The organism is Mycolicibacter sinensis (assembly GCF_001667375.1).
Lineage (GTDB): Bacteria > Actinomycetota > Actinomycetes > Mycobacteriales > Mycobacteriaceae > Mycobacterium > Mycobacterium sinense_A.
On record NZ_LZIN01000075.1, the window covers coordinates 85,484 to 97,629 of the forward strand.

At 69.1% G+C, this 12,146-nt stretch carries 12 protein-coding genes; 7 read left to right on the forward strand and 5 right to left on the reverse strand.

The window, feature by feature from the left end; all coding sequences use genetic code 11:
• Nucleotides 1-195: 195 nt before the first annotated feature.
• Together A5771_RS15350 and A5771_RS15355 are read right to left on the reverse strand one after the other, a co-directional pair.
• Nucleotides 196-1,602 (reverse strand): WS/DGAT/MGAT family O-acyltransferase, encoded by a 1,407-nt coding sequence (locus A5771_RS15350; protein ID WP_064856054.1) that lies wholly within the window; start codon nt 1,600-1,602, stop codon nt 196-198.
• Nucleotides 1,603-1,861: 259 nt separating this feature from the next.
• Nucleotides 1,862-2,602: an SIMPL domain-containing protein gene (locus A5771_RS15355; RefSeq protein WP_064856055.1), complete on the reverse strand. Its 741-nt coding sequence runs from the start codon at nt 2,600-2,602 to the stop codon at nt 1,862-1,864.
• A 64-nt stretch (nt 2,603-2,666) separates the two neighbouring features.
• Between A5771_RS15355 and A5771_RS15360 the strand changes: the two genes are divergently transcribed.
• Complete coding sequence (locus A5771_RS15360) at nt 2,667-3,521, forward strand: SCO6745 family protein (RefSeq protein ID WP_064856226.1); 855 nt, start codon at nt 2,667-2,669, stop codon at nt 3,519-3,521.
• Here A5771_RS15360 and A5771_RS15365 read toward each other — a convergent pair.
• The 3 genes from A5771_RS15365 to A5771_RS15375 are packed head-to-tail and all read right to left on the reverse strand — an operon-like array spanning nt 3,511 to nt 6,643.
• Nucleotides 3,511-4,527, reverse strand: a complete 1,017-nt coding sequence (locus tag A5771_RS15365; protein ID WP_064856056.1) for a zinc-binding dehydrogenase — start codon at nt 4,525-4,527, stop codon at nt 3,511-3,513. The two genes, A5771_RS15360 and A5771_RS15365, sit on opposite strands and share 11 nt — an antisense overlap.
• Complete coding sequence (locus tag A5771_RS15370; protein WP_064856057.1) at nt 4,527-5,723, reverse strand: LLM class flavin-dependent oxidoreductase; 1,197 nt, start codon at nt 5,721-5,723, stop codon at nt 4,527-4,529. Before A5771_RS15370 ends, A5771_RS15365 begins: the two co-directional genes overlap by 1 nt.
• The gene (locus A5771_RS15375) at nt 5,720-6,643 is read right to left on the reverse strand and encodes an alpha/beta fold hydrolase (RefSeq protein WP_064856225.1); all 924 of its coding nucleotides are present in this window, start codon (nt 6,641-6,643) and stop codon (nt 5,720-5,722) included. Before A5771_RS15375 ends, A5771_RS15370 begins: the two co-directional genes overlap by 4 nt.
• A 275-nt stretch (nt 6,644-6,918) precedes the next feature.
• Here A5771_RS15375 and ftsH point away from each other — a divergent pair, with 275 nt between their 5' ends.
• From ftsH to A5771_RS15405, 6 genes are read left to right on the forward strand one after another with little or no spacing between them, the layout of a single operon-like run.
• Nucleotides 6,919-9,291 carry an ATP-dependent zinc metalloprotease FtsH gene (gene ftsH, locus A5771_RS15380; protein WP_064856058.1) on the forward strand — a complete coding sequence of 791 codons (2,373 nt, stop codon included), beginning with the start codon at nt 6,919-6,921 and terminating at the stop codon, nt 9,289-9,291.
• A 16-nt stretch (nt 9,292-9,307) separates the two neighbouring features.
• Entirely contained in the window at nt 9,308-9,886 is a 579-nt protein-coding gene (gene folE / locus A5771_RS15385; protein WP_064856059.1) for a GTP cyclohydrolase I FolE, read from the forward strand.
• The gene (gene folP, locus A5771_RS15390; protein WP_064856060.1) at nt 9,883-10,731 is read left to right on the forward strand and encodes a dihydropteroate synthase; all 849 of its coding nucleotides are present in this window, start codon (nt 9,883-9,885) and stop codon (nt 10,729-10,731) included. Before folE ends, folP begins: the two co-directional genes overlap by 4 nt.
• Complete coding sequence (gene folB / locus A5771_RS15395) at nt 10,724-11,113, forward strand: dihydroneopterin aldolase (protein ID WP_064856061.1); 390 nt, start codon at nt 10,724-10,726, stop codon at nt 11,111-11,113. The genes folP and folB overlap by 8 nt, the downstream gene beginning before the upstream one ends.
• On the forward strand, nt 11,110-11,658 hold the full coding sequence (gene folK / locus A5771_RS15400) for a 2-amino-4-hydroxy-6-hydroxymethyldihydropteridine diphosphokinase (RefSeq protein ID WP_064856062.1): 549 nt from the start codon (nt 11,110-11,112) through the stop codon (nt 11,656-11,658). The genes folB and folK overlap by 4 nt, the downstream gene beginning before the upstream one ends.
• Nucleotides 11,658-12,143 (forward strand): DUF3180 domain-containing protein, encoded by a 486-nt coding sequence (locus A5771_RS15405; RefSeq protein ID WP_064856063.1) that lies wholly within the window; start codon nt 11,658-11,660, stop codon nt 12,141-12,143. The genes folK and A5771_RS15405 overlap by 1 nt, the downstream gene beginning before the upstream one ends.
• Nucleotides 12,144-12,146 lie beyond the last annotated feature (3 nt).

A 12,146-nucleotide genomic window follows, 5' to 3' on the forward strand; every position in this document is an offset into this window, starting at 1 on the left:
CTGAATCTGGCTCGCAGGGGGTGGGCCAGCGGCTGGCCTGGACGAAAAGCGACTCGGCCAGTGTCGTCAATTTCGAAATCGCTGAAGGCTTTTGAAAACCGGGCCATCATTTGTCGTTGCCATGCACCTTTAGCCGGAAAATCCGATTGGCTGCGAGACGATGCACTGCCCGGCGGCACCCGGGCGGCGGAGTGGTCAGAGTCCAGCGGCGTGCTCGAGCAGACGGAGTTCGTCGTCGAGTAGCCCGGTCACCGCGCTCAAGCCGGGGACGGCGTGGCGGCAGCCGGTGAGCCCGAACGCGATCGTGTCGTCGGTGCTGGTACAGGTGATGTTCAGTGCCTGTCCGTCGACCGGGATCGACAGCGGGTAAAGCGCATCGAGACGGGCGCCGTTCCAATACAACGGCACTGCAGAACCGGAGACGTTGGAGATCATCACGTTCGGCGGTCGCAGCAGCCCATAGTGACCGAAGACCATGCCCAGCGCCAGCTGCGCCGAACCCAGCGCGCTCATCGCGAGGATCTGCAGCTGACTATGGGTGCCCAGCGCGGCCTTGCCCTCGCGCATGCCGGCATGCACGGCCGCCAGCCGCTTGCCGGGGTCGGCCAGGTTGGTGCCCAGCCCGCACATCAAGGACCCGAGCCGGTTCCCGGTGTACGCGGCGTCGTCCCGGCCACCGTCGGGCCGCGGGGTGCGCAGTGAGACCGGGACCATCGCCACCAGCGGGGCCAACGGCAGCGCGCCCCTACCGGCCAGATAGCTGCGCAACGCACCGCCGCACATGGCCAGCACCACGTCGTTGACGGTCGCGTCGCTGTGTTTGGCGACCAGGCGCAGTCGCTCCAACGGCCAGGAGCGCCCGACGAACGACCGAGCGCCGCCGATCGGCACGTTGAACATCGTGTGCGGTGCTGTCAACGACAGCGTCCCACCGCGGTGGCGCAGGGCCTGTCTGAGGACGCCCGCGAGTGCCGGGATCAGCCCGGCGGTCCCCCGGGCCACGTCCCAGGTCTTGCCCGCCATCCAACCCGGCAGCCCGAGCACGTCCAGGCCGCCCCGTGACGAGGCCGGCTCCCGTGTGGTCCCGTCCGGCTCCCACAGTGCGGGCTGACCGCGCCGGGCCGGGTCTGCACTCAGCGCCGCGCGCAGCATTCCCATCGCGGACACGCCGTCGGCGAGCGCGTGGTGGACCTTGATGTACACCGCGTATCGGCCATCGGCGAGGCCCTCGATCAGGTGCAGCTCCCACAGTGGCCGGTCCCGGCTCAACGGGGTCGCGTGCAGCCACGACACCAGCGTCCACAAATCTGCCATCCCGGCGGGCGGCGGCAATGCCGAGTAGTGCACATGGCAGTCGAGGTCGATACCGGTGCCGGTATCCCAGCCCCACTGACCCAGCGACGTCAACGACCGGCGAGCGCGCTTACGCCACATGCCGGCCACGTCGTCGCGGGCGACGGCCGCGGCGAACATCTGGCGCACATCCGAGGCGCGGGCACCGTCGGGCGGGGAGAACAACGCCAGACCGCCGACCTGCATCTGACAGTTCTTCGACTCCGCCAGCAGGAACATCGAATCGGTTGGGGACATGGGAATCAACATCAGCGAACAACTCCAGGCCTAATACGGGCACCGCGGGACGATGCAGGAGGGTTACGCGAGAACATCGGTTCGGCTGGGTGAATCTCGTTGATTCAGGTCCAGATACCGCGGAGGGTTGCCTTCGCCTCGCATCTTCGGGTCGGCGACGATCCCGCTGGTCGCGGTGGTGCAACAGCACCTCGTTGCGATCGGGCTTCGATCAGATGAAGTGGAGCATCACCGTGGGATCAACCGTACGCCACCGAGCGGTGACGCGACGTCAGTCCAGCTCCCACACCGCGGTCACCGAAAAGCTCACCGTCTGCTGGCCGGGTTCCACGGGGGGTGCGGCCATCGCGCGCGGCATCGGCATCCCGACCGGCGTCGGCGGCGTGCCATCGGCCACCTCTGAGATCGAGATCACCCGGCCCAGGCGCAACCCGGACAAGTGCGCGTACTGCTCGGCGCGGTCCTTGGCGTCGTTGAAGGCCCGCTCGCGGGCATCGCGCACCAGCTGCGAATCGTCCTCGATGGAGTAGCTGACCCCGTTGATCCGGGTGGCGTCTCCGCCGGCCCGCACGATCACGGCCAGCACCTGGGAGGCGGAATCGCGTTCGACCTTGACCCGGATCGTGTTGCTGGCGCGGTAGCCGGTGATGTTCGCCGACCCACCCGGCTCGGCGTTGCCGTACTGCGGCTGCAGGCTCACCTGGGTGGTGCTGATGTCCTTGCGGTCCACCCCGGCGTCCACCAGTGCGTCGATCACCGCCTGCTGGCGCTCACTGGTCTGGTTCATCGCGTTGGTGACATCGCCGGCGACGAACTCGATGCCCGCCTCGGTGGTCAAGGTGTCCGGAATGCCCTGTACCTCACCGGATCCCACTACGGTCACCTGCCGGGCCAGATCCGCGCCGACGACACCCGGCGCGGCGTCGCAGCCGGCTATCGCGACGCCTGTCAGCCCGGCCAGGGCCAGCGTCGTCGACCAGCGGAGAACCTTCAGGGCGCTGCGTGTCGGCATGAATGGCACCCTAGCGGAGTCGATCGCGAGCCTGCGTAAAAGCATGATGCGGCACACTGGGGCGATGACCGCCGCGCCTTCCCGAGCACTGTCCAACGCCATCGAAGCCTTCGCCGGGCAGGTGTACTTCGCCCCGGAGTGTCACCGTGGCTACGCGGCACTGGGTTTTCGGCCCAGTCCCGCGACATCCGGTGGTGTCGAGATGCCGGACGGGCCGGCCTACTTCTGCAGCCGCGGCTCGGCGCTGGGGCAGGCGCCCGGTGAGGTGATCGCCGCGACTTTTGCGGTGTTCAACCCGGCGGTGGTGGTGCCGGCCGTCGCCTACGGATGGACGCTGACCGACGCCCCGACTATCCGCGCGGCCCGCACCGACGGCTCGGTGGCCCAGCTGCGCCGGGTCCTCGGTGAGTCTCCGGACGGTCTCGATCGCGCAGTAGAGCTGCTGCGCCGCGCTGCTGACGGGCTCTCGTTGGCCGGCAAGCCACTGTTCGCCGGGTTGGTTGCCGACGGACTGGCCGGCGATCCGCTCACAGATGCCTGGCAGCTCGCCGATCAACTGCGCGAATACCGCGGCGACGCACACGTGAACGCTTGGACTGCAGAGGGATTCGACGGGGTCGAGATCGGCCTGATCACCGAACTCTATCGAGGATTCCCGCCGCGCAGCTACGTGCGGACCAGGGCGTGGACCGATGCGGAACTCAGCACCGGTGAGGCGCGGCTGGCGCAGCGGGGACTGGCGCGCGATGGCGCACTCACCGAGGCGGGGCGCGCGGCCCGCGAGTCGGTCGAGGCGGCCACCGATGCGGCGTGTGCCCCGATCGTCGCCCGCCTCGGCGACGACCTGGGCGAGCTGGTCGAGCTGGTCGGCGGGTGGTCGAAACGGCTGCGTGAGACCGGCGCCTTTCCTAAGGCGTGACCAGGATCTTGCAGTGCCGGTCGGGGTCGGCCAGATCATCGAACGCCGCCCCGACGCCGTCGAGTCCGACTTCGCCGGTGATCAGCGGCGCCACGTCGATCCGCCCCTCGGCGATGGCCTGCAGCGACGCGGCGAATTCCGCGGGCTCGTAGGCCAGCACGAACTGCACGCTGATCTCCTTGGCGATACCGAAGAACGGGTGCACGGTGTCGGGCTGCATGCACACCCCGGCGACCACCAGCCGGCTGCCGGCCGGCGCGCGCCGCAGCACATCGTCGATGATGCCCGGCACGCCGACCGCCTCGAAGATCACCTTCGGCTTGACCGTGTCGAACGGCGACCCCTCGGCCGGGTCGATGCAGTGATGCGCCCCCATCACGCTCGCGAGTTCACGGCGTGCGCGCGAATAATCCGCGGCCACAATATCTTCCACGCCGCTAGTGCACAGGGCGGCGATGATAGCCATCCCGATCGGGCCGCAGCCCAGCACCAGCGCCGTCTCGCCGGGGGCGATACCGGACTTGTTGACCGCATGCAGTCCCACCGCCATCGGTTCGGTCAGCGCGGCATGTCGTGGATCCAGGCCGTTTGGAATCCGCAGCAGCAGCGGAGCCGACAGCAACATCTTCTCGGCGTAGCCGCCCATGGTGGTGTTGGAGTAGACGATCGGTTCAATGCCTTTGGCGGCCAACAGGACCGGAATCGAGGTGACCGGTGTGTTGACGGGGAAGGTGTCGGTGCCGGGCCCGGCCTGCAGCACCCGCGCGCTGAACTCATGGCCCATGAAGACATCGGCGCCCAGGTCGACGGCGGTGTCGGCGGCCGGGATGCCGCTCATGGCCCTCGTCGCGGCCAGCACCGCCTCGCCGTGTGCGGCGAAGTGCAAATCGGAACCGCAGATGCCGCAGGCGGTCACCTCGACCAGCACCTGGCCCGGGCCGGGCGTGGGTTCCGCGACGTCGTCCCGGTAGACCATCCGGCCGTCGCGCAGCACCGCCGCACGCATCAACGCGGCCCGGTTCCGTCCGTGTGCTCGGCGGCGTGCTGCACCACGGCGTTCTTGATCGCCTCGCCGGCCCGGCCGAACAAGGTGTCGCGCATGCCCTTGGCCCATTCGTGCGATGCCCGGGGGGCGATGAGTTGTCCCTTGAAGTGCGGAATCACCTTGCGAGCCAACAGCTCATAGCTGTGGTAGGTGGCCTCCGGAGACGCCCAGTCGTGTCCCAGAAACAGCAGGGTGCCGAACCCGCCGGAGCGGTCCAATAGGTCGGTGATGTGTTCGATCGCGTCATCGGGGGTGCCGATGCAGCAGCTGCCGGCGGCGGCGTAGGCCTCGACGAACTCCCGCGGCGACTGCGATTCGCCCGCGACCGAGCTGGCCAGCGGGACGAAGCCGGCCGCACCGAAGTAGTTCGCGAAATCCTGCAGGCCGTAGGTGCAATCGTCCAGGGCCTGCTCGCGGGTGTCGGCGACATGCATGATGCTCAGCACCCGCCAGTTGGCCCTGTCCGGCTCGTCGCGGCCGGCCGTTGCAGCCTGCTCGCGCACCACCTCCCAGGCGCTCTCGAGCGCGGCGAAGCCACCCGGAATCGACATCGACAGCGACAGCAGTGAGGTGCCCAGTGCGCCGGCCAGCCGCGGACCGGACGGAGAAACCATTGCCGCGCACGAGACTTCCGGGTAAGGCCAGGTGTAGGGCCGGATGTGCAGCGCGGCGTCGCGCAACGTGAACCAGTCCGAGTGCCGGGTGATCAGTTCGCCGGGCTCGGCGCGGAACAACGCCAGGATCGCCTCCAGCGACTCCTGCATCATCCGGCGCTGTTCGACGGGATCGATACCCATCATGTGGGCGTCGGTGGGCAGCGCGCCAGGCCCGGCGCCGAACATCACCCGGCCGCGGGTCAGATGATCCAGTAGCACCCAGCGGTCGGCCACCATCAGCGGGTGGTGGTAGGGCAGCGAGACCACGCCGGTACCGAGCCGGATGTGCTTGGTGCGTTCGGCGGCCGCCGCGATGAACACCTCGGGGCAGGCGATCAGCTCGTAGCCACCCGAGTGGTGCTCGCCGAACCAGGCTTCGTCGAAGCCCAGCCGGTCCAGGGCGACTACCCGCTCCAGGTCGTATTCCAGTGCGACCGTAGGTGATTGGCCCAGCGCGTGGAACGGGGTGATGAATACCCCGAAGCGCAGCGGCGGGGTCACAGCTGCACCCCGCCCAGAAACTCCAGCAGCGCCGCGTTGACCTCGCCGGGCCGTTCCTGCTGCAGCCAGTGGCCGGCGCCGTCGATCAGCACCTCCCGGTAGGGGCCGCTCACCAGTTCGGTGGCCCGGTCGCGCCGGGTGAAAGCCAGCACCGGGTCGGCGGTGCCGGCGATGAACATTGCGGGGACGTCGATGGTGGCCGACGGTGGATTGGCCATGATCTCCCAATTGCGGTCGAGGTTGCGGTACCAGTTGAGTCCGCCGGTGAAACCGGTGCGGGTGAACTCGGCGATGTAGTGGTCGAGCTCGTCGGTGCTGATCCAGTCCGGTAACGCGTCCGGCTCGGGCAGCCGCTCGATGAAGCCCATCGGCCCGGGAGCGGCCATCCGCGCCGCCGCGTCGGCGTCGGGGGGACGCAGCCCGCCCATCATCCGGCGCATGGTGCGCGCCGGGTCGGAGTCCAGTTCAGCGTCGGCGACACCGGGTTGCTGGAAATAGAGCATGTAGAAGAAGTGCTCCCCGAAGATGCTGCGGAAGGCGGCCGTCGGCGGAACCTGGGGGCGGGGCACCGGCGGGACGCTGAGGCCGACCACACCCGCGACCCGTTCGGGGTGCAGCTGCGCGGCGCTCCACGCCACCGGAGCGCCCCAGTCGTGACCGACCCAAACCGCTCGGTCGGCCCCGACGTCGTCGAGCAGGCCGACCAGGTCCCGGGTCAACGCGGCCACGTCGTAGGCCGCGATGTCATCCGGCCGCGACGAGCCACCGTAGCCGCGCTGATCGGGGGCCAGCACATGAAAACCCGCGTCGGCCAGCGCCGGAATCTGGTGTCGCCATGAATAGGCCAGTTCCGGGAAGCCATGCGCCAACAACACCACTGGGGCGCCGCGCTCGCCGGCCTCGGTGACCCGCAGGGTCATGCCGTTGGTGTCGACAAGGCGCTGGGTTGTACCGACCACGGTCTCACCAAAGCACACCCGGACTCCGGCGGAGAAGGGATTGCCCGCTCTGAACCGACGGTTCAGCCAGGCTCGACGGAGGCGAGGCGAAGCTGGGACCGTCGCATGAACCCGACCTGATAGTGGCAAACTGCTGCGCTCGGCTCCGCCGAGCTGGCAATTGCCACGGAACGGTAACCTGAACATGCCCAGCTGCATGTACTGGAAGGATTTGGGCCGAGTTCGGCCGATGCCTGATGAATCGCAAAAACGTGATCCGCACCATCACCGCGATCGCAGTGGTGCTGCTGCTCGGTTGGTCGTTCTTCTATTTCAGTGACGACACCCGCGGATACAAGCCGGTCGACACCTCGCTCGCGGTCGCCCAGATCCACAGCGGCAATGTCAAAAGCGCCCAGATCGACGACCGTGAGCAGCAGCTGCGGCTGGTCCTGAAGAACCCACTGGACAGCGCCGAGGTGTCCGACACCGGCGACAAACCGGCCAAATCCGGCAAGGCGGAGAAGGTCGACAAGCTGATCGCCAAGTACCCGACCGGGTACGCGGTTCCGCTCTACACCGCGCTGACCAAAAAGAAGGCGGAGATCAACACCGTCGTCAACCAGGGCAGCATGCTGGGCTCACTGCTGATCTACATGTTGCCGATGCTGCTGCTGATCGGGCTGTTCGTGATGTTCTCCCGGATGCAGGGCGGCGCCCGGATGGGCTTCGGCATGGGCAAATCACGGGCCAAGCAGCTCGGCAAGGACATGCCCAAGACCACCTTCGCCGACGTCGCCGGCGTCGACGAGGCGGTCGAGGAACTCTACGAGATCAAAGACTTCCTGCAGAACCCCAGCAGGTACCAGGCGCTGGGCGCCAAGATTCCCAAGGGTGTGCTGCTCTACGGCCCGCCGGGCACCGGCAAGACGCTGCTGGCCCGGGCGGTGGCCGGTGAGGCCGGCGTGCCGTTCTTCACCATCTCCGGTTCGGACTTCGTGGAGATGTTCGTCGGGGTGGGCGCCTCCCGGGTTCGTGACCTGTTCGAGCAGGCCAAACAGAACAGTCCGTGCATCATCTTCGTCGACGAGATCGACGCCGTCGGCCGCCAGCGCGGCGCCGGCATGGGCGGCGGCCACGACGAGCGTGAGCAGACCCTCAACCAGTTGCTGGTGGAGATGGACGGCTTCGGGGAACGCGGCGGGGTCATCCTGATCGCGGCCACCAACCGTCCCGACATCCTCGACCCGGCCCTGCTGCGTCCCGGCCGCTTCGACCGGCAGATCCCGGTCAGCAACCCCGACATCGCCGGCCGGCGGGCCGTGCTGCGGGTGCATTCGGCCGGGAAGCCGATCGGTCCCGACGCCGACCTGGACGGGCTGGCCAAGCGCACCGTCGGCATGTCCGGCGCCGACCTGGCCAACGTGATCAATGAGGCCGCGCTGCTGACCGCCCGGGAGAACGGCACCGTCATCACCGGCGCAGCGCTGGAAGAAGCCGTCGACCGGGTGATCGGCGGCCCCCGGCGCAAGGGCCGGATCATCAGCGAACACGAGAAGAAGATCACCGCCTACCACGAGGGCGGACATACCCTGGCCGCCTGGGCGATGCCCGACATCGACCCGGTCTACAAGGTGACCATCCTGGCCCGCGGCCGAACCGGCGGGCACGCGGTGGCGGTGCCCGAGGAGGACAAGGGACTGCGCACCCGCTCGGAGATGATCGCTCAGCTGGTCTTCGCCATGGGCGGGCGCGCCGCCGAGGAACTAGTGTTTCGCGAGCCGACCACCGGCGCCGTCTCCGACATCGAGAAAGCCACCGCGGTCGCGCGCGCCATGGTCACCGAGTACGGCATGAGCGCCAAGCTCGGCGCGGTGCGCTACGGCAGCGAACACGGCGACCCGTTTGTGGGCCGCACCATGGGCACCCAGCCCGACTACTCCCACGAAGTGGCCCGCGACATCGACGACGAAGTGCGCAAGCTCATCGAAGCCGCGCACACCGAGGCGTGGGAGATCCTGACCGAATATCGCGACTTGCTCGACGTCCTGGCCGGCGAGCTGCTGGAGAAGGAGACCCTGCACCGCGCCGATCTGCAGAAGATCTTCGCCGACGTCGCCAAGCGGCCCCGGCTGACGGTCTTCGATGACTTCGGCGGCCGGGTTCCGTCGGACAAACCACCGATCAAGACACCCGGCGAGCTGGCCATCGAGCGGGGCGAGCCGTGGCCGCAGCCGATCCCGGAGCCGGCCTTCAAGGCCGCCATCGCCCAGGCCTCGCGGGAAGCCGGCAGGTCTTCCGAAGCCGCCGGTCGCCCGCCCAATGGCATCAACGGCTCGCCCACCGGTGACGCCGCGGCGCCGGGCACCCAACCCGACTACGGCGCCCCGGCGGGCTGGCATGCGCCGGGCTGGCCGCCGCCCTCGCAGCAGCAGGGGCAGCAGGGCGGCTACTGGTACCCGCCTCAGCAGTGGTCGCCCGGTGGTTACCCGCCCGTCCCGCCCGCCCAGCACTACCCGCCCTATCAGCCGTATCCCGCAGCGCCGCCGCCACCGCCGGCACCGCCCGGCGAGGGCGACGGCCACCAGGGTGGCGAGAAGGATCGGTCTGAACCGCCGTCCGGCGACTGAGAGAGTGGGATCGGCGATGGTTTCGACAGTCTTCGATCAGGCGCGCGCCGAGGCGGCGGTGCGCGAACTGCTGTATGCGGTGGGGGAAGATCCCGACCGTCCGGGTCTGCTAGACACCCCGGCGCGGGTGGCCCGGGCTTACCAGGAGATGTTCGCCGGGCTCTACACCGACCCGGACGCGGTGCTGGAGACCACCTTCGACGAGCAGCACGACGAACTGGTGCTGGTCAAGGAGATCCCGCTGTACTCGACCTGCGAGCACCATCTGGTCTCGTTCCACGGCGTCGCCCATGTCGGCTACATCCCGGGCGACGACGGCCGGATCACCGGCCTGTCCAAGCTGGCGCGGGTTGTCGACCTCTACGCCAAGCGGCCCCAGGTGCAGGAGCGGTTGACCGGTCAGGTCGCCGACGCCCTGATGCGCAAACTCGATCCGCGCGGCGTCATCGTGGTGGTCGAGGCCGAGCACCTGTGCATGGCGATGCGGGGCGTGCGCAAGCCCGGCGCGATCACCACGACGTCGGCGGTGCGCGGCCAGTTCAAGTCCGACAGCGCGTCGCGCGCCGAAGCCCTGGAACTCATCCGGCGGAGGTGAGCCCCACACGCGCCCAGGTCGTCGGGGTGGTCAACGTCACCGCCGACTCGTTCTCCGATGGCGGGCGCTATCTGGACGTCGGTCGCGCCGTCGAACACGGCCTGGCGCTGGCCGCCCAGGGCGCGGCGATCATCGACGTCGGCGGTGAATCGACCCGGCCCGGCGCGGTGCGTGCCGATCCGTACGCGGAAGCGCAACGGGTTATTCCGGTAGTGAAAGGACTTGTCGCACAGGGCGTTACGGTCAGCATCGACACGATGAACGCAGCGGTGGCAGAAGCCGCACTGGACTGCGGTGCCAGGATCGTCAACGACGTTTCCGGAGGGCGGGCCGATCCGGCGATGGCGTCCCTGCTGGCCTCCTCGGGCGCCCGGTGGGTGCTGATGCATTGGCGCCCGGTCGATCCGGGACATCCGCATCACGTACCGGACTACCGCGACGTCGTCGCCGAGGTCCGCAACGACCTACTCGCCTCCGTCGATGCCGCGGTGGCCGCCGGCGTAGATCCGGCGAAGCTGATCGTCGATCCGGGACTGGGCTTCGCCAAAACGGCGCAACACAATTGGGCTCTGCTGAACGGCCTGCCGCAGCTGGTCGACGCCGGCCTACCGGTGCTCGTCGGGGCGTCACGCAAGCGGTTCCTCGGTACGCTGCTGTCCGGGGCCGATGGCGCGCCGCGGTCGCCCGACGAGCGGGATACTGCCACCGCGGTGGTCTCGGCGCTGGCCGCCCTGCACGGCGCCTGGGGCGTGCGGGTGCACGACGTGCGGGGCTCTGTCGACGCGCTTAGGGTCGTCGAAGCCTGGACTGCAGCTCGGGGCCAAGGAGGCACAAGCGATGACTGATCGAATCGAATTGCGCGGTCTGAAGGTTCGCGGCAACCACGGCGTGTTCGCCCACGAGCGGGCCGACGGTCAGGATTTCATCGTCGACATCACGCTGTGGATGGACCTGTCCGCCGCGGCCGCCAGTGATGCACTGGCCGACACCTACGACTACGGGGTGCTGGCCCAGCGGGCCGCGGACATCATCACCGGCCCGGCCCGCGATCTCATCGAGACGGTGGCCGCCGAGATCGCCGAGGAGGTCATGGCCGATACCCGGGTGCAGGCCGTCGAGGTGACGCTGCACAAGCCGCGCGCCCCGATCCCGCTGACCTTCGCGGACGTCGCGGTGGTGGCGCGGCGCTCCCGGCGCGACCGGCGCGGGACGGTGGTGCCGGCGTGACGCGCGCTGTGTTGTCCATCGGGTCCAACCTGGGTGATCGGCTGGCCCGGCTGCAGTCGACCCTCGACGGGTTCGGCGCCGCGGTGCGCGAGGTGTCGGGGGTGTATGAGACCGAACCGTGGGGTGTCCTGGACCAGGGGCGCTTCCTCAACGCGGTGCTGATCGTGGAAGATCCGGCGATCGATGAACACGGTTGGCTGCGCCGGGCGCACGAACTCGAAGACGCCGCTGACCGGGTGCGCGGCGAACGGTGGGGGCCGCGAACCCTGGACGTGGACGTGATCAGCTGCCGCGACACCCAGGCCGGCGCATCGACCGAGCTGTTCTCCCGTGACAAGGGGCTGGCCCTGCCGCACCCGCTGGCCCATCTGCGGGCCTTCGTGATGATCCCGTGGCTGGAGGTCGAACCGGAGGCGCAGCTGACGGTGGCCGGCCGGCGCTGCGCGGTGGCCGACCTGCTCGAGCAACTGGACCCCGCCGACCGCGACGGGTTGCGGCGGACCGATCTGGTGCTGCAGCGGCGCGCCGTCCCCGGAGACGGCTGATGGGCCCGACCCGTAAGCGAGACGTCGCCGCAGCCGCCGCGGCCGCCGCCGTCCTCAGCTACCTGGCGGTGCAGCTGTTGTACCGCTGGTTCCCGCCGATCACGGTGTGGACCGGGATATCGCTGCTGGTGGTGGCGATCGCCGAGGCGGCCTGGGGTCGCTACGTCCGCGCCAAGATCGATGACGGCCAGATCGGGGTCGGGTCCGGGTGGCTGCATCCGCTGGCGGTGGCCCGCACCGTGGTGGTCGCCAAGGCCTCGGCCTGGATGGGGGCGCTGGTGCTCGGCTTCTGGTTGGGCGTGCTGGGCTACCTGCTGCCGCACCGGTCCACCCTGCACGTCGCCGCCGAGGACACCGCCGGCGCCGTGGTCGCCGCGGCCAGCGCGCTGGCTTTGCTCGTCGCCGCGCTGTGGCTGCAGAACTGCTGCAAGTCTCCGCAGGATCCCGGCCAGACCGGGCAGCTGACCGGAAACCAACCCGGCTGAGAA